This is a genomic window from Bacillus sp. Brlt_9 (assembly GCF_051948935.1).
Classification (GTDB): Bacteria; Bacillota; Bacilli; order Bacillales; family Bacillaceae_G; genus Bacillus_A.
On sequence record NZ_JAYJLO010000003.1, the window covers coordinates 489525 to 506822 of the forward strand.

Genomic DNA, 17298 nt, shown 5'->3' on the forward strand with positions numbered 1-17298 from the left:
AATCTAATGTGAGTTCAGAAATGTTTATTGTTTGTTTTTTTCAGAGACTATGTTTTTTTCTGTTTTATTATTTTTTTTCAGTTCTTTAATAAAGAATGATGTTAATGCAATACACATTAATATGTACAAAATATTGAATACCTGCTTAAGAGGGGTAATAGGTAAGAATAATAGACCTAAACTTATAAAATAAGCAGTAAACATTATTTTTGCTGAGGTAGGTAGGTTACGAATTGTTTTTTCTTTGATTCTAATCATAAAAGACTCCTTAATGTTCCTTAATTACTTTATTAATGTAAAACGAGGTCCTATTTTGCCGTTTTGTAGGATTGTTGGCCCAAAGAACTTATCTACAGGTCTAGCCCATATGTTTTCCTCGCCCTCGTCTTTAACGTTTTGGTATATAACAAGGGGGATTTTTGAATCTGTGAATATTAGTCCGGCTCCACCTGATTGTTGCAGTCCGAAATAGTCATAAAGTACAACAGGCTCTAATGTTTCTTCGTGTTTAGCTACTCCAACTTCATTAAGTGCGGTTCCGTGTACAGAGAATTTAATCTCTTTATCTTGTAAAGGGATAGAAATGCCAAAGTAAATGTATTCATCGCCTTTATGGTGTTTGTACATATCGAAATATTTCATTATCGTTTAAGCTCCTCTAAATATTTGTTATTTTAATTTTAGGTTATTTGAAATTTAAAGTGGAAAAAATAATTGTTTTTATATTTATCGTTCAAATATTATATAATAGTAAAAAAGTATATAAGGAGATTGATAGATCTTTTTTTAGTTTTTAAATACATATGATGTTGAATAAAAAAGGAGATTAAAAATGAACTCGATGGATTATTTAAGAATATCCCCGCTTATTAATGACTGTCCGAATTGTGGGAATCGATTTGTAGGCAATGGTGAAGGTACATTGGAAGTTGATGATAATATAATCAAACGTACTTGTAAGTGTGGGTTTAATTTCAGATACGATGTTAATACCGGAGTAAGTAAAAAGAAAATTAAGCAAGTGATTAATGAGGCTATAAAGAGTTGTAACAAAAGCGGTAATAACTGAATTGTATTGAACGGAAGAAAATGAATTATGAAGTTTTGGGAGCTTGCTTATCAATTTCAAGAGGAAGTCTATTACGACTTTGAAAAAGAAGAAGATACGGTGAATCTATCAGAAACGTGCTTCTTACCTACGAAACCTTTAGCAGAAGCATTTATCAAGAAAGAATTGAGTGTAGATGCCTATGTACCTGTAGAAATTGAATTAGAGACACTTCATAAGAATGGGATCTATTCTTATTCTAGGGGTGGAGTAGATCGTTGGGATGAGGAATTAGAATTTTGTTTAAAACAGAGGTGCTGGAATGGGAAAATACGAAAAACCTAGATGTGATTGTGGTCAAACATTAAATTTTAGAGGCTACATATATGCTGCTACAGGGATTACAGCAAAGGGTCATCCTAGTATGAGTGGTCCTCTGCTTATTAAAGGAAGAGAAATAGGTGAGGATTTATTCTGTTTAGGTTGTCAAAAAAGTTATGGTGTAGGCAAAGATGAAAAAGGAAGAATAATAAGAGTTAATTAAGTTAAAACGATATTCAAATGATTTCAAATTAGAAATTTATACGGAAATGAGGAAATGAAATGAATTGGACTAAGGATGTTTCAAGATGGCATACACTAATGGAATTAAAAGAAGATCATAAAGTATTAGGGTTTAAAGGATGGATATTCTTTATATCTGATTTTACAAGGGGCTTAAAGACAGAAGAATTACAATTTGTTATTAACACACCTACGTTTACAGGTATAGGTGTCGGAACAGGAATTGATAGCTATGTTTTAGATGAAGAGGAACTTATGCAACATTTTAATCCTATTAAAAAAACGTTTAAAGAATATGCCAAGGAGTTAGAAGATAACTATTTTAAACAGAAATAAAAGATTTGTAGTAGAAGTGCTATTTAAAAAGATAGTTATTTAATTGAAATTTTCAGGGGAATGGAGTAATTGACATTGGAAATATACTCATTTGTAGTAAAGAGTAGTGGCGCAAATAATATCGGTTGTGATTCCGCTATTCAATTAAATGTTGTAGAAGCTTATAAACATTCAAAGAAGCTTCTATCTGCTTTTATCGATGCGGACGCTGTTGAAATGTTTAGGTATGAGCAAGGCAAATTTGTTTGGGTTGATAACGTTTATAAGGAGGATTTGGATTGAGAAGTACAGAGTTCAAACTGAAAATTGGATGAGTAAGGAATTTGTAGATTTAATAGATGCAACGGTCGAGTACGAGGAAGCAAAAGATCGGATAATGGGTGAGGGAGTGACAGAAGACTCATATGTTGAGTTAGTTAAAAGTGAAGATGATTTTGAAGATTACGAAGTAGTTAAAAGGGCTAATGTTGTAGTTGATTTGGATAAGATGGCCGTATCAACGCCAAGACAAGAAGGATTTGATTGGGATTACTGGGCTAAATGGCAGGATTAAAAAATAAACTTCTTTTCTTAGCTAAGTAATGTATATAAAGGAGCGAAAGTGTGAATGAGGCTGTTATGTATTGAAGATGTTTATATGAATAGTGATCCTGAGTTTGGTGGGGATATTGCAGGAAAAAAAGTTTTCTCAAAAGGTAAAGAATACAAAGGACGACATCATCAACAGACGATGGAAGATCCTTATAAAAGGGTCAAAGTATTACGGGCAAAAAATGATTTAAATGAACAGCATATAATTAAAAGATGTGAAAACAAAATACTTAATTCGTTTTTTGAAAAGCATTTTAAAGAATTAAAAAACTAAACTGAAGCGTTAATTTAAACATTTAGTATTTTATTAGAAGTGTGAGGAAAAAAGTAATGAGATATCTTAGACGCAGACAGGTAGCAAGATTAGGGAAATATCTAAATTTCGATCAAAAGAATTTTACTACGTCCTATATGCGTGATGTTTACATAAGAACTTTTAAATGAAAATATTGCAGTAGGTAATAGTTCTAATTGAATGTGGACGTTTATGAAAAGAATACATAGACAGGGGCTCATAATTTGTATGAGCCTTTTTAGTTATTTTGTGTTAAGGAAGCTGAATAATTAACTGGTATCACTGTAATATATGGTAGGTCTACTGGGTTGATTAATTGAGGATAACGTTTGTGTATATATAAGAGGTAAAAAAATAATTGTTTTTTAGATTCTGCTTCAAAATAGGTTATAATCAGAAAAATTATTTAGGAGAGATGAAAATGAGTGCGATTAAAGTTTCTGATGTAGAAAAAGGAGAGGTTCTATTACAAGAACTAAAAAATGAAGGTTTAGATTATCATTTGGTGTACTTAATAGATTCACATACTAGGGATAATATTATTGGTGATGATAGTGTTGCTGGCTTTGTATTCATTAAGGATGAAGAGGAATACAAGGTTTATAACGCTTATCAAACAGTAGGGCAAGATAGAAATGAGTTTTCAGGACTCGCAATAGATCTAAATTGCGAAGAGAATATAAAATTGATTTTGGAAATTATAAAAGATGAAAACGAATTTGAATGTATTTTCGGTGTAGAGAACTGTAATGACAGAAGTGATGTTGAGAAACTAATAAATAATGTTCAGAACAAATGAAATAGAAGGAGAATAAAAATGGAAATCTTTTTGTTACTTTTAGTATTTTTAACCGCTGCCTGGTTTCTAGCAGGACGAAAGAAGTGGCCGTTCATTATTCTTGTGATGTTTTTAGTTTGTCTTGGAATAAAATTAAGTTAGAATTTTATAGTAGACTTATTTACATCGAAAGAGTAGCTGGAGGTTAAAATGGAGTATAAATTTTTCGTTGTTTTAGGAATTGAAAAGGTAGAAGCAACAATCGATATTCCGGAAGAAGAACTAATGAATATTCCTGAAGAAAACAGAGAGGAATATATTAGAAAAAACTATCTGCTAGATTGGATATTTGATCAAATTGAAAGTGGATTTTATTTAAGAGAATGATAAATAATAAAAAGGCCCATATAAAATATGAGCCTTTTTGAATGCACTAATTCCTCTTAACAAGTCTTAATACGTCCATAAGTGTAGTTTTATGACTATATCTCATTACGCCGTTCTTGTATACGCGACTAGCGAAGATACCTGTAATAAGGATAGTAGTGATTAGAATTCCTATAGAAAGAATGATTTGCATTTGGGTAGCCTCTCCTAAAACTATTCTTGAGAAAGCTACGATAGGAGAGAAGAACGGGAAGTAATTACCGAACATTACTACTGCACTGTTCGGTTCAATCATTGAGCGGATGCCGATTATGAATGCTCCCATTAATACAAGTGTAACAGGGAAAATAACATTTGCAAGATCCTCGATTCGATTAATAACAGAAGAAAGGGCAGCAAATAATAATGCGTATAAGATGTAACCTAGAATGAAGAAGATAATGAAGTACATAAAAGTATTAATATTAAGTACGCTAAGATCTAAAGGCATTCCGAAAAGTTGCATTTGTTCAGATGCCCATCCCAGCTGCTTAGCTATTAAATAACATAAGCCTACGATCCCAATTTGAATTAGCCCATTAACAAGTGATGAGAAAATCTTGGCATACATCATTGTAATTGGCTTAACCTTAGTAATCATTATTTCCATAACTCTAGATGTTTTTTCTGCTGAGATACTCATAGATACTGCTTGGCCAAACATTATAAAGAACATATACATTAAAAAGATAAAGAAGTAGACTAAACCGATTGAATCTTTCTTCTCAAGAGGAGAGTCTTTTACTACTACTTTTGTAAGAAGGGATTTCGCGATTTCAGGTTGTATATGCTTATCCTGTACTGTCTTATTTAAATAGGCTTGTTGTAGCTTATTCTCTAAATGAGAGATTGTTTGAAAGTCCGAGAAGCTTTTATAGAAATATTGAATTGTAGGTGCGCTATTTATATCTTCAATAATAAATAATCCATCAACGCCACCATCTTTAATTTCTTGTTTAGTTTCCGAAATAACTTTCGCGTCTTCAAGTTTGTAAGTAGCAAATGAATTGTCTTTATTAAGTGTCTTTTCATCTATCTGATAGGATGAATTATTTACAACGACAACCTTATCTTTTTTATCGTCTGAATTTAAGAAGTGTGTAAATGCAAAGAATCCTAGAATGATCCCTACTAATATGAGAGTGGAAATAATAAAGTTTTTTGATAGAATACTCTCTTTGAAATGAAAGCCAAATACCGTTTTAAAATGGTTCATTTTACTTCACCCTTTCTACGAAGATTTGATGTAAGGTTGGCTCTAGCAATGAGAAGTTATGGAATTCTACATTTTTATTAGTAAGTTTATTTATGATTTGTAATCCTTCTTTTTCACTAGAAACCTGTATTGTGTAAACGAGTTCTTTTTGTTCAAAAGAGATATTTAGTGCTTTCAATTCTTTGTTAATGGCTTTTTTGGTTTGAATTTTAAGGTTTTTATATCCGTAATCGTCCTTAATTTGTTGTAGTCGTCCAGAAACCATTACCTCGCCATTCTTCATCATTACGACGTTTTGACAGAAAGATTCAATCTGTCCCATTTGATGGCTAGACAGTATAATTGTTTTCTCTTTATTGATGAGCTCCTCGATTACATCGGATAGTAATGTAGCGTTTATTGGATCAAGACCACTGAAAGGCTCATCTAAAATAATTAATTGTGGATCGTGCAGCAGTGTCCCAATTATTTGCACCTTTTGCTGGTTTCCTTTTGAGAGTTCACCGACTAATTTATTGATATAGTCCGTAATTTGAAAGCGTTCTAACCAGTAATCGATTGCAGTATTTATTTCGTGTCTGCTCATTCCTTCTAATTTCCCAAAGTACTTCAGTTGTTCTCCTACTTTAACTTTTGGATATAGTCCTCTCTCTTCAGGTAAATAGCCAATTGAAAGTTCTTTACGGTTTAGAGGTTGATCGTTCCAAAGGATTGTTCCTTCGTCTAGTGGAATAAGATCCATAATAGTTTTTATCGTAGTCGTTTTACCAGCACCGTTTCTGCCTAATAGACCGAGTACTTCACCGGTAGGAAGATGGAAAGATAAATTATTTACTGCGGTATGCTGACCGTATTTTTTTATTAAGTTATTTATGGTTAATGACATAGCTGCCTCCTATTAGTTGGTAATCATTTCTATAAAGTAGATTACCTTTTTATTGAGATTTCCTTTAATGTTATTAGAAATATTTGAAATCACTCCAAATTGTAATGGTTTGTGGTAAAATCCTTAAAATAAATAACTAATTCGATTAGTTGAGGGAGAACATAATAAAGATGGAACGTATTGAATTAACTAATGAAGATTTTTCTAAGATAATTGGCTTAATGGAGGAAATTGATGAAACATCAGTAGAACTAACGGTGAACGAATTACTTATGACTGTCAGTTTAAATGGAGAAACACCAGAAACAGAACTATACATAAAGTCGCAGTATAATGGCGAGTTAGTAATATCACGTATCTTTTTAAAAAATAGAGGGAAAGGATTAGGAACAAAAATTTTTAGACAGTTGAAATCTCTAGCTCTATCCAAAGGATTTAAAAAAATTATCGTTATACAAACATATACTAAAGAAATAAATAGATTGTGTATGAAAGAGGGATATGTGCCTGTAGAGCATATGGGTTTTTATCACGATGGAGAATTTTTAGGTAACTATGAATTAGTGTTATGAAAAATATAAAATATAAAACGTAAAAAGACCTATCTTAAATTTTGTAGGTCTTTTTTTATAGATTTCTAGGCCTTATAAACAGCTGCTTAATTTGAATACATATTAATTAGTTAAGAGTTGTACTGCTTTTTCGTAATGGCTGTTACTAACGGTAAGCATTTTACTAGAAGTATTAAATTTGATCTCTTCTTTTACTAGATTGCTCATTTCTGTAGCCATATCTGTCTCTTTGATTACAGAGTTAGAATTCTTATGTTGAATAGAGCCTTGACTTAAATCCTTTAAACGAGCATCTAAACGGTTCATATATGCACCGTATTCTGAACGCATTTTACTAATATTATTTATTACTGTATCAACTGCATTAATAGCTGACTGATTATCGATTGTAACATCAATCCAATCAATACCTACGGCTGCTGTAGTTAAATCATACATACGAATATCTAGAGTCCCTTTAGCTGTTTCATCAATATGTAGAGAAACGTTATCGTCGATTTTAGAGAATAAATTAATGCCATTAAAGGTAGAGTTGTTTGCTAGATTGTCTATTTGATCTAATAATGATTTCACTTCAGCTTGCATACCTTTTTTATCGTTATTACTGTATGTACTATTTCCCGCTTGAACAGATAGCTCGCGTATTCTTTGATACATATCCTGCATAACTCCAATAGTGCCTTCAGCGACTCCTAAGAATGAAATACCATCTTGTACATTTCTAATCGCTTGATCTTTTCCTCGTGCAGCTGCAACTAGTCGCTCTGATATGCTTAATCCTGCTGCATCATCTGCACCAGTGTTTATTCTGTTCCCTGTAGAAATAGAACGATAAGAGTTATTCATATATTTTTCTGACCTTTGAATTTGGTTACGAATATTAGTACTTATAGATGGATCGAATCTCAAGACTATACACCCCCTGAAAATGGATTTGATACTAATAGAACTTTTAAAAAAGCTCAAACTTTTTTGGTCATTTTATTTCTTCTAGGAAAATATTTGGAATTTTTGTTTATAATTAAGAAAGTAAAATAGTTGTAGTAAGGAGATTAGGTAAATGGAAGAACAAAAGAATAATATAGACGTCGAGAAATTAACTAAATTAACGGCTGAGCAGATATTGACTTTGAGTAACCACGAATTGATTGATACAATTTGGTTAGGGTGGTCCACTGTAGAACACGTAGAGTCTGCTCTTGAAGCATTTCGTGAAAAAGGGTGGAAGCACGGTACATTAGTAGAAACTGCTAACCGCTGTAATATAGCGAATTTGCTAACGGTTATACATAAGAATGGTAAGGTTAATATCCAAAATGTAAAGAGTGAAGAAGAATACTATTGGCGTGTTAGTTTTGTAAAACGAAATGGGAATATTGGTGTGGAAAGTGAAGATAAAGAAATCTGTGATGCATTATGGGATGTAATTTTAAAAAGTAATCTTTTAATTTAAGTCTAAATTAAATAAAAATAATTAATAAAAAGATGGTGTTTTATACACGATCTTTTTTGTTTTTTTCAACTTAATTAGGTGGAATTGTATAATAAGAAAAACACTGAGAGCAGGGACTATATGAATTTTGTTTTTTCTACTAAAGAGATCATCGATAAGATAGTTGAGCAATTTCCCTATCTTGAATATAAGGAATACGACAATATAATACCTACTTCTTTGAAAATTACTATTGAGGAAGATAGAGTAGATATCTCCAAAGGGGAAATAAGGGAAAAGTGTATAAAAGAAATATACGAAATTATTGAATCAGTATTTTTTGAAGTTCATTATGAAAAAGTATCGGGAACACAGCGTGATAGAATCGAACCGTACTTCACGCTTATGGATATGACGGGTGAAGGATTAAGACTCCAGTTGGTGTTAAAATACGGTATCCTTTCTACAAGTAATATGGATTTATTAGTAAGAAACACGTTTGTAAAAGGGGAAAACGCGAAATTATTAAAGAGTTTAGCCTATTTTAAGTATTCGTATTTAGATTTAATTGAATTGGAACTACTATATGCCGGCAAAGAACGAAGAAATGTTAGAAGAATAGATATTAGAAAATTTCTTAGAAGCAGGATAGATGAGTTTGGTGACTTAACAACGGAAGGCCAAGTAGCCTTTAGAAATGAAGTAAATCAAAAGTGTATAGAGATAATTAGTGAAGAGGTAGATAAGTCGATTAGTGAAAAAATAATCGCTAGTTAAATAAAATGTAAATCTTGAAAGGATAGAGGAGAGTGTTAGAAATGGCAAAAGATAATCACGCAATCGATCATTTAATTAATGAGTGTAGAAAAGAATTTCGCGATTATAAACAATACAATGATAGCTTTCTAAAATTGCTGCGTACACAAGCATCGATTACAGATGTTATTGAGTTAATTAATGCTAAGATGGAAGCAGAACAGCAGGGTAAAAGGTTTAAATGGTAAGAAACAAATGAATATGAAATGAAAAAGGCTCGTTTTTATTAATAAAGGGCCTTTTTGAATATTTATTATATGAAAATATAAAGCTTTTTATATTATTTGTGGTAAATCATTAAAACATTTGTTTATAATTACTATAGAAAATTAATAATTTTGTTATAAACCGGAGGAAAGCAACAGAATGTTAGACTATAGAAAATTAAATTCAATTACAAAATACCCATCAATATTGACTTACCATAAAATCATAGGTAAAGGAAGATTACTTGAAGAGCGAGTGGAAACTTCTATATTTGATGCTGAGAGTACCATTAATGTGTATGAAAAAATAAATGGGGAGAACTCAAGAGTAGTTCTTTTAGGTGATGGTTTAAATGTTGATTATTTCATCGGTTCCCGAGAAGAGTTATTGTTGGCAAAGGGAGATAGAATTGGTAATGCAATTGGTAATATTGCCAACCACTTTACACCTGTTGCTGATGAGTTATGTCTTAAGTTAAAGGGGTTTACAGGACTAATTGCGTTGTATTTTGAATCATATGGTGGTAATACACCTCACACGAAAGAATACTCTTCCGACAAAACTCAAAACGGGAGACTGTTTGATGTTTTTGCATTATCCCAAGAAGAGTTGGATTCTTTATTAGAGATGCCGCTATCTAAAATTGCTGGCTGGCGTGATCGTGGAAATCAGCCTTTCTATGATTGTGAAAAACGAATGGAGTTTGCAAATAATAATGAATTACAGGTTGTACCATTATTAACTTCAATTAAGGGTAGAGAGTTACCAGTAGATGTTAAAGGAATGGCGGAATGGTTAGAGCAATTTAGAGAAACAAGAGTTGGTATTAATACTACTGGTCAATCAGAAGGTGTTATTTGTAGAACAAAGAATAGAGAAGTGATAGCTAAAATTAGAATTGAAGAATATGATAGAACATTAAAGAGCACAAAATAAACTAGACCAATTTTTATTGGTCTTTTTTATATTTGTTTGAGGTATGTCTAAAATAATAAACCATTGAAAAAAGGCACTGAGCTCATAAATGAACATTGCCTTTTATAATGAAATGTTGTTAGATGAGTTTTTATACTTACGTCGTTCTCTGTAAAACAAAAAACAAAATGTAAAGAAGAGCATAGAAGAGAGAAGAAAGAAATACCCCATATAACGATTTATTATAATGTCGTAGATAGAGAGAATAAGTAGTAATATTCCTAAGATCAATGTCCAATAAAAATGAATCAGTATATGTTTATCGTTCCGCAAAATAGTCACCACCTATTCTTACTCTTTCTACACATATGTAATAGGTTTGCAAGTATGAGTAGGAAATTTTTGTGTGATTAAATGGATGATACATTTATAATTGTATATAACTAAATGTTATGAGGTGGGGAAATGAGTTTTGTTTCTGTAATAGCAACAAAGGAATATTTATCGGTTATGACTGATGGCCAGGCTCAACAGTATGATGGAGAAATTGTGCAAAAGGATTACATAAAATACAGAATGATTTCAGATAAGTTAATTGTGGCAGCGACTGGTGATGTTGAGATCATTGATAAATTTTACGAAGAATCATTTGCGATGTATGAATTTGGTTTAAACATTAAGCAGATGGCGCTGAAATTGCAGGAATTGATGATTGAGTTTGTTGAATATAATGAAGAAGATCCTTTATTGGGCTATTGTATTAATATGCTAGTTGGCGGTGTCGCTGAAGATGGGGAGTTAGAATACTATATATTAAGTAATAGTTATCAAAGTATGGAGGAGCTAGTAATGTACGACTTTAGAGATGAAGATGCTGGAGACTTTGCTGCATCCTATCTTGTTAGTCCGTACGCGCCTAGTTCGAAGGAGTTGAGTGATACACTTTACTCGGCAGTAAAAAAGAATGGAGATACCTTTCTCGTAAATTATGGGGAAAATATTATTTCCGCACAAAAAGAATTACATAAATATGTAGCTAGTGTTGATAGCACTGTAAACGATATAACATTTTCAAAAGTAATTAATAAAAGGGCTTACCTATAGGGGGAGTCCTTTTTTATTTGTTACTGTTTAACGCATAACTTTATTGGTGTGAATTACCATTAGATAGAATCTGATTTCATTGTTAATCTGTATAAATGATATGTTTTCTACAAAAACATTAAAATATGGATAAAATATAAAAAACGACAAGGTGGTACATAAATGGAAAGTTTCAAAAAAGAACAAGAATTGAGAAAGAAAGCATCATTAGAAACCTTTGGTTGGTATACAGATGTTGCTGAACCTATTGATGTTGAACAAGGAATACTTAATATGCATACAGTTGGTGTAGAGCAGACGTATAAGCATAAAGATTTTCAAATTGTGGTGTATATGCCACCGCATTTAGCACATATCTTTTTCAGTATGTTGGTTGATCGTGTGAAAAACGGAGAAACAATAGAGGTAAACAAGAGATATGATGATATCTTAGAAAATTATGATGTTTATTTTGTAGAGAGAACTGAAAATGGTAGAAATGTATTACGTATGATCCTACCGGACAAAAAAGGGAATTTCCCAGAAGATGAAGGATATGATTCAGCATTTTGCAATCAGTTGCACGAAGAATTGTTGCACTAAAAGTTAATAAAGTATTTTTAAAGGAGAAAGTAAATATGAATTATGATCTAATGGATAATAAAGAAATAGAAAAAGCTTTGAAAATAAAACCGGTGGACAAAAATCGACTCCAATATTTTCACTCATATGAACACGACGATTTAGATAACTGGGAAGAGGTTGAAAAGTTATTAAAAGAACTGAAAGAAATGGGAATAAGTTCTTATCATTGTACCGTTACTGTTCTAGGGTATGAAATAATTATGGATCATTATATTCGTGTGTACTATCGTACGCATATTTCAAACTCCTAGTAGTATTTGTCAAAAGACAGTACTCAATTCACAAATATATACATAGAGCCGCAATCAATTTGATTGGTGGCTTTTTAAAAAAATTAAAAGAAAGAGGGTTAGATTGATGAGCTTTAGATACTAATATTATTGGCTTTTTCTGTTATAATAATATTGGGTTACACAAATGAATAATTATGGGTGCAATGAGGAGAGGGGCCAATGGATATTAACAATACATTTCATTTAGCGGCAGCTAGATTATCTGTTGTAGTAAATGAAAAAGGGGAACGAATAGGCAAAGAGATCGTTCCTGAAAAAGTAATGAAATGGTATAAAGAAACGAACGCGATAACTGATAACTGGTTTCAAAAATTGGTTAATAGAGAAGATGGATTCGGTATTTTTGCTGTGCTTGAGTTTAATCATCCTGGTGTCTTAGACCTTAGAGATAAGGAATGCAATGATTGGGGTACTGTGAATGCAGAAGAAATAATAAAAAACATAGCACAAATTGCACAAAGAATGAAAGAAATAACAAAAGTAAATGATGTTTACGTAGGACGGTCAACGGGTACAAAAGGCCGACACGAAATAGGATTATTCTTCCCCTATGGAATGACACGAGAGCAGCAAGAACAAGTCTTCTTTGATATAAATAAGAATACAGATTACATTTTTCAAATTACAAATGAATAGAAAATGATTGAAAAGGCTTATCGATATTTATAAGTCTTTTTTTATGTATCGATGGTTTAGTTGAAGATGATAAAAATAAATCTTTGATAATTCTGGAAGGTTTTGAGAATATAACCAGCGAATTATAGAGATAATGAAATAAATGGAATTGCAGGTAGTAAAAAGCACCTTTTGATTTTAACAAAATGATATATAATAAAATCTTCATAAAAACATAAATAGGAGTGGTCAATTTGACAATAGATATAGAGGAAAAAAATAGACAAGATCTTAACTCTAATTTTTATACCCCTGAAATTACTGAAATGATGCAGAAAAGAGCTGAAGCTTTAAAAGTTTTATCGCATCCAGATCGCTTGAAAATAGTTAATTTCCTTGCTGTAAGAGGGAAACAGAATGTAACTAGCATACAAACTGTTTTAAATTTGCCTCAATCCACGGTAAGTCAGCATTTAGGAAAATTAAAAAGAAGTAATTTATTAAAAGCGGATAGAAAAGGTTTAGAAATGTATTATTCGATTGAACGCGAGTATATTGAACAGATGATTACAGGTATTTTGTAACAAAAAGCTTTTCTGCGTAATGCAGGAGAGCTTTTTTATTTTCTTTATAAAATAAAAAAGAATCCAATAATCCTCTTTTATAAAAAAGTAAATAAAAAAATATAAAGATTTTATAGAAAAAGATAAAAAAGATGTTATAATATAAAAAAAACAGATGTATATCGTGTTTAAGGAGATATGAACAATGACAAAAACAATTTCATTTGAAACATATGAAGAAAAAGCTGAAATGTTAAAACTAATGGGGCATCCGGTACGCTTAAAAATGTTAAAAGGACTTATTAATGGACCTAAAAATGTATCTACAATTCAAGGTGAGTTAGATTTACCGCAATCTACAATTAGCCAGCATTTAGGGAAATTAAAAAGTGCAAGAATTGTATCCTCGGATAGAAAAGGTTTAGAAATCTTTTATCAAGTAAGTAGTACGGACGTAAAATCATTAGTTGATGTACTTCTATAAAAACATATGCTTTTCTGCAATCGCAGAAAGGCTTTTTCTTTGCCTGTTTTTAAGAAGTATGTTTAAAGGGGAAGTTATTTTTAATGAACAGAAAGAAATCAGATTTATTACATAGTGTTGATGGTATTCATAAGTTGGATGTAAAAGCGCTTAATGACTTCCTAACGGACACGTTAACTACAAACGGGGTAAAAGTATATATTACAAATGGGGTTTATAAACAAGAAATAAAAGATGACTATCAGGATTTTGATGTATTTAATATCTTTCGGATTAGATATATTGAAGAGACGGGTAATTTCCACATATTCTTTAATCGAAGAACCGACATAGCAGACGTGTTACAAACAAATAGAGAATATGCTGCATTAATGGACAGAATTGTGAAGGTTATTGACAGTCTAAATAACGTATTAGAGCTTGTCTGGAAAGAAGATGAAATAAGAACTTATAATGAATGTAAGTGGTATGGTCGTTTCTATCAATTTTTAAGTACTCACTTTGGAGAAGTATTACTATCTTTAGAATTTAACACGTTCTATATCAAAGAGTGTGGTATGGAAATCAAAGTAGTGCCTATTAAGAATAACTCAGGATTAGCACATATTTATTTGGATGACAATGAAATGTACATATCTTTGGATCAATTTGATGAACAGACAATTAATATACTTGAAAAAGACCTATGTGAAAAACAAGTCATTGAACGATTAAATGCAAAAACGTTATCCCACACTTTTGCAACAAATGAAAACGAAAGATCAGAAGTGCGAAAACTATTAGCCGATAGGGTAAAAGATATTTTTTATTATGACTCTAGTGAAGAGTTATTAGAATGTGTTGAAAAGAGTGTAAAAGGTCCTATTTTTGATATTGCTTATACAACTGTAAGAAGGGTAGAAGTAATTAAGAAAGATTATTTCAATTTCCAATTAAAATACTGTAAGTGTGACTATGGATACTTTGTGTTTGATTGGGTAGGAAAGAAAGTATCCCTGTATCATTCAAAAGAAGAGCTGCTGCAACATTGTATAGGGTTTATTAATATGGAGACCTCGGTGAATACTTGGTAAAAAAAACCGCAAAGAATAAATAAGCTTTGCGGTTTTTTATATGCGAAGAAAAATATATATCTTGAATATGGTTCGAAACTTGTTAAAGAAATTTATATTTTTTTCCCTGAATATACTTGAAGTCAGTAGAATATATAAAACATTTAAAGGAGCTAATAACAATGAATAAATGGGCGAAAGAAGATATTATTAAGAAACTTAAGACAAGTTATAAAGTGAATGAGAAAAAAATGAACATATTCGTGGCAGAACTAGCAGAAGTGACTGGATTACATAAATGGATTAAAAATAAAACAGTAATAGTGAAAGAAACAAGTTCGTACCAAGATATAGAATTCTTCGAAACATTCTCTCTAAGATTAATGAAAATCGATGGGGAAGTTCTATTCTTCTTAGAAACGATGGGAAATATGTATAATATGTTAAATAGCAGCAAAGAGTTCCCTGAATATATCAAGGCAGTAGAGAGGTTTATTGAAGGATTTAGTAGTGTTGTCCCTTTAAAATGGAACGATACTGAAGTGGCGAATTTCAAAAGTGTGAAATGGATTGCAAACTTCCATCAAAGACTATTGAGTGAGTACGATGTTATGTTTAATCTAGGAAGAATGACATTCTTTATTAAGGATTGCAATAAAGAAATTAGATTGAAATGGGTTATGGCCAGCGAGCTACAAAATGTGTTTGAAAGTAATGAAGGATTCGTAATTGAATATGAAAATCTTGGAACAGATTCCGTTAAGGATCTGGAGCAGTTGTTAGAGCAAAGCAATATGTTTGAAAAGCTGAAAGTTAAAGCATTAACTGAAGCATTTGGTTCTAATATTGATTATGAGTTAATAAATGAAGAGTTATTCAATGATAGGTTAGGTTATGGAATGTTTAGTGCTAAACCTAGAGTGATGAAGTATATTGAGAAGAGTGTACCAGGTACATTGTTTGAAACTTTATATACTTTAGTTTGTAGAGCTATTTCTGTCCAACAACCATATTATTCATTCAATATAGACTACTACAAGTGTGATGCGGGATACTTTTTCATCGATTTAACTGATAAAAAGGTTATTTTTATGGAAACAGAAGACCAAATGATTGCACATTGTTTAGAATCTATCCAAAAACAGCCGAAGAAGATCTTAGTTCGACAGGTAATAAGAAGTAATAAACATTAAAAGATTTATCCTTGCGATAAGTCTTTTCTTTTTGTTCATCAGCACTATATGCCCCATTTTATTTTCTAATATGCTAAATGGTTTTGGCTCCAGGCTGCTTGTATTACATCTTTTTCACCAATGTCGATTAGAAATAGGTAAAATAAGAAAAATGTTCGATAAGGAGAAATTTGAAATGAAGAGATGGGTTAAGGATGATATGTTTAAAGAATACAAGAGGGGCTATAAGGTAGTACCTAAGAAACTAAACATAATTATGAGTGAAATAGCAAGTGTTACTGGGTTACATAAATGGGTTCAAAATAAAACGGTAGAAGTTGTAGATTCACCTTCGTATCAAGATGTAGATGTTTACGATACATTTTCTATCAGAATGGTCAAAGAAACCGGGGAAACTAGGATTTATTTCAAAACTCTTGGAGAAATGTATAACACATTAAGAAGTAGTGAAGAGTTCCCTGAGTATTTTGCAACTATCAAAAAGTTCATTGCAAAATTTGAAGAGACTGTCGCTTTACGATGGAATGAAAGTGAAATCGCGAAGTGTGAAAGCTATAGTTGGATAGCTGGTTTTCATCAGCGATTACTAAATGAGTTTGATGTGCTATTCAACCTCGAAACACAAACTTTTTATGTAAAAGAAACTGATACTGAAATAAAAATTGAAAGGGTTCTTAATCAAGATTTGCAACAGATTATTGAAGAAGATAATCGTTTTGTTATCAAACAGTACTATATGAAGGAAACTAAGGTGGAACATTTAGAATTGCTGCTAAGAGAAAATGAAGTGTTTGAAAAGTTAAGAAGTAGATTACTCTCTAGTGCTTTTGAAAAGGGGATTAATTATGAAGGAATTAATTATGATTTATTTATTAAAAAAGTAACAAAGGATAAGTCTAAAGCCTTTGTGAATCGAATGATGAAGAATATAGAGAAAAAGATACCAAACGAACTATTTGATATCTTATTTACTTTAGCTAAGAAGGGGATTACTGTAAAACAACCTTTTTACTCTTTTAGGGTCGAATACTATAAATGTGATGCAGGATATCTTTGCATATCGATTGAGGATAAAAAAGTAATATATATGAAATCTGAAGATGAATTAGTAACCTATTGTTTGAATTCTATATATTCACAACATAAACAAATTGTTAACTACGATATAGAGTATTAAGACTTATTAATAATAAGTCTTTTTTATTTATCTAATATATGTGGGAAGCAGCTAATTTTGATATTAAAGCCAAAAAATTTTCATTTGGGTTACAATATCAAAAAATTCAAG

General features: G+C 31.3%; 28 protein-coding genes. 23 read left to right on the forward strand and 5 right to left on the reverse strand.

The window, feature by feature from the left end; all coding sequences use genetic code 11:
* Window positions 1-24: 24 nt before the first annotated feature.
* Window positions 25-258: a hypothetical protein gene (locus VF726_RS14935; RefSeq protein ID WP_440169481.1), complete on the reverse strand. Its 234-nt coding sequence runs from the start codon at window positions 256-258 to the stop codon at window positions 25-27.
* Window positions 259-282: 24 nt separating this feature from the next.
* Complete coding sequence (locus tag VF726_RS14940) at window positions 283-642, reverse strand: DUF1653 domain-containing protein (protein ID WP_440169483.1); 360 nt, start codon at window positions 640-642, stop codon at window positions 283-285.
* Between the two features lie 199 nt (window positions 643-841).
* Here VF726_RS14940 and VF726_RS14945 point away from each other — a divergent pair, with 199 nt between their 5' ends.
* The 9 genes from VF726_RS14945 (at window position 842) to VF726_RS14985 (ending at window position 3999) form a co-directional block, all read left to right on the forward strand.
* Window positions 842-1069: a DUF3797 domain-containing protein gene (locus tag VF726_RS14945; RefSeq protein ID WP_440170192.1), complete on the forward strand. Its 228-nt coding sequence runs from the start codon at window positions 842-844 to the stop codon at window positions 1067-1069.
* Between the two features lie 27 nt (window positions 1070-1096).
* Window positions 1097-1393: a hypothetical protein gene (locus tag VF726_RS14950; RefSeq protein WP_440169486.1), complete on the forward strand. Its 297-nt coding sequence runs from the start codon at window positions 1097-1099 to the stop codon at window positions 1391-1393.
* A complete protein-coding gene (locus tag VF726_RS14955; RefSeq protein ID WP_088363344.1) occupies window positions 1371-1592 on the forward strand; it encodes a hypothetical protein in 222 nt (73 codons plus the stop codon). The genes VF726_RS14950 and VF726_RS14955 overlap by 23 nt, the downstream gene beginning before the upstream one ends.
* 59 nt (window positions 1593-1651) lie before the next feature.
* Window positions 1652-1948, forward strand: coding sequence for a hypothetical protein (locus VF726_RS14960; RefSeq protein WP_440169489.1), 297 nt, complete (start codon window positions 1652-1654; stop codon window positions 1946-1948).
* A gap of 69 nt (window positions 1949-2017) precedes the next feature.
* A complete protein-coding gene (locus VF726_RS14965) occupies window positions 2018-2230 on the forward strand; it encodes a hypothetical protein (protein WP_440169492.1) in 213 nt (70 codons plus the stop codon).
* A complete protein-coding gene (locus VF726_RS14970) occupies window positions 2190-2501 on the forward strand; it encodes a hypothetical protein (protein WP_440169494.1) in 312 nt (103 codons plus the stop codon). Before VF726_RS14965 ends, VF726_RS14970 begins: the two co-directional genes overlap by 41 nt.
* 84 nt (window positions 2502-2585) lie before the next feature.
* Window positions 2586-2813: a hypothetical protein gene (locus VF726_RS14975; RefSeq protein ID WP_440169497.1), complete on the forward strand. Its 228-nt coding sequence runs from the start codon at window positions 2586-2588 to the stop codon at window positions 2811-2813.
* Window positions 2814-3255: 442 nt separating this feature from the next.
* Window positions 3256-3633, forward strand: coding sequence for a hypothetical protein (locus VF726_RS14980; RefSeq protein WP_440169499.1), 378 nt, complete (start codon window positions 3256-3258; stop codon window positions 3631-3633).
* 189 nt (window positions 3634-3822) lie between these two features.
* On the forward strand, window positions 3823-3999 hold the full coding sequence (locus VF726_RS14985; RefSeq protein WP_440169501.1) for a DUF7167 family protein: 177 nt from the start codon (window positions 3823-3825) through the stop codon (window positions 3997-3999).
* Between the two features lie 46 nt (window positions 4000-4045).
* On the opposite strand, the gene VF726_RS14990 is transcribed toward VF726_RS14985, so the two are convergent.
* Both VF726_RS14990 and VF726_RS14995 read right to left on the reverse strand, forming a co-directional pair.
* A complete protein-coding gene (locus VF726_RS14990) occupies window positions 4046-5254 on the reverse strand; it encodes an ABC transporter permease (RefSeq protein ID WP_440169503.1) in 1209 nt (402 codons plus the stop codon).
* A gap of 1 nt (window position 5255) precedes the next feature.
* Window positions 5256-6140, reverse strand: coding sequence for an ABC transporter ATP-binding protein (locus VF726_RS14995; RefSeq protein WP_440169505.1), 885 nt, complete (start codon window positions 6138-6140; stop codon window positions 5256-5258).
* A gap of 170 nt (window positions 6141-6310) precedes the next feature.
* Between VF726_RS14995 and VF726_RS15000 the strand changes: the two genes are divergently transcribed.
* Complete coding sequence (locus VF726_RS15000) at window positions 6311-6712, forward strand: hypothetical protein (RefSeq protein WP_440169507.1); 402 nt, start codon at window positions 6311-6313, stop codon at window positions 6710-6712.
* Window positions 6713-6814: 102 nt separating this feature from the next.
* Here the strand turns inward: VF726_RS15000 and VF726_RS15005 are convergent, their stop codons facing one another.
* Window positions 6815-7621, reverse strand: a complete 807-nt coding sequence (locus VF726_RS15005) for a flagellin (protein WP_440169509.1) — start codon at window positions 7619-7621, stop codon at window positions 6815-6817.
* A 151-nt stretch (window positions 7622-7772) separates the two neighbouring features.
* On the opposite strand from VF726_RS15005, the gene VF726_RS15010 reads away from it, so the two are divergent.
* The 13 genes from VF726_RS15010 to VF726_RS15070 all read left to right on the forward strand — a co-directional run bounded on the left by VF726_RS15010 (window position 7773) and on the right by VF726_RS15070 (window position 17187).
* Entirely contained in the window at window positions 7773-8165 is a 393-nt protein-coding gene (locus tag VF726_RS15010) for a hypothetical protein (RefSeq protein ID WP_440169511.1), read from the forward strand.
* A gap of 120 nt (window positions 8166-8285) precedes the next feature.
* The gene (locus tag VF726_RS15015; RefSeq protein WP_440169514.1) at window positions 8286-8921 is read left to right on the forward strand and encodes a hypothetical protein; all 636 of its coding nucleotides are present in this window, start codon (window positions 8286-8288) and stop codon (window positions 8919-8921) included.
* Between the two features lie 41 nt (window positions 8922-8962).
* Window positions 8963-9148, forward strand: a complete 186-nt coding sequence (locus VF726_RS15020) for a hypothetical protein (RefSeq protein WP_440169517.1) — start codon at window positions 8963-8965, stop codon at window positions 9146-9148.
* A gap of 178 nt (window positions 9149-9326) precedes the next feature.
* The gene (locus tag VF726_RS15025) at window positions 9327-10103 is read left to right on the forward strand and encodes an RNA ligase family protein (protein WP_440169519.1); all 777 of its coding nucleotides are present in this window, start codon (window positions 9327-9329) and stop codon (window positions 10101-10103) included.
* Window positions 10104-10547: 444 nt separating this feature from the next.
* Window positions 10548-11186 (forward strand): hypothetical protein, encoded by a 639-nt coding sequence (locus tag VF726_RS15030; RefSeq protein ID WP_440169522.1) that lies wholly within the window; start codon window positions 10548-10550, stop codon window positions 11184-11186.
* Window positions 11187-11348: 162 nt separating this feature from the next.
* Complete coding sequence (locus tag VF726_RS15035; RefSeq protein ID WP_440169524.1) at window positions 11349-11768, forward strand: DUF4262 domain-containing protein; 420 nt, start codon at window positions 11349-11351, stop codon at window positions 11766-11768.
* A 35-nt stretch (window positions 11769-11803) separates the two neighbouring features.
* The gene (locus VF726_RS15040) at window positions 11804-12061 is read left to right on the forward strand and encodes a hypothetical protein (RefSeq protein ID WP_440169527.1); all 258 of its coding nucleotides are present in this window, start codon (window positions 11804-11806) and stop codon (window positions 12059-12061) included.
* Window positions 12062-12262: 201 nt separating this feature from the next.
* Window positions 12263-12739 (forward strand): hypothetical protein, encoded by a 477-nt coding sequence (locus VF726_RS15045; RefSeq protein ID WP_440169528.1) that lies wholly within the window; start codon window positions 12263-12265, stop codon window positions 12737-12739.
* A gap of 305 nt (window positions 12740-13044) precedes the next feature.
* Entirely contained in the window at window positions 13045-13302 is a 258-nt protein-coding gene (locus tag VF726_RS15050) for an ArsR/SmtB family transcription factor (RefSeq protein ID WP_440170195.1), read from the forward strand.
* Between the two features lie 184 nt (window positions 13303-13486).
* Complete coding sequence (locus tag VF726_RS15055; protein WP_440169530.1) at window positions 13487-13765, forward strand: ArsR/SmtB family transcription factor; 279 nt, start codon at window positions 13487-13489, stop codon at window positions 13763-13765.
* Window positions 13766-13848: 83 nt separating this feature from the next.
* Window positions 13849-14838 carry a hypothetical protein gene (locus VF726_RS15060; RefSeq protein ID WP_440169533.1) on the forward strand — a complete coding sequence of 330 codons (990 nt, stop codon included), beginning with the start codon at window positions 13849-13851 and terminating at the stop codon, window positions 14836-14838.
* Between the two features lie 161 nt (window positions 14839-14999).
* Window positions 15000-16010, forward strand: a complete 1011-nt coding sequence (locus VF726_RS15065) for a hypothetical protein (RefSeq protein ID WP_440169536.1) — start codon at window positions 15000-15002, stop codon at window positions 16008-16010.
* 175 nt (window positions 16011-16185) lie between these two features.
* On the forward strand, window positions 16186-17187 hold the full coding sequence (locus VF726_RS15070) for a hypothetical protein (protein ID WP_440169539.1): 1002 nt from the start codon (window positions 16186-16188) through the stop codon (window positions 17185-17187).
* Window positions 17188-17298 lie beyond the last annotated feature (111 nt).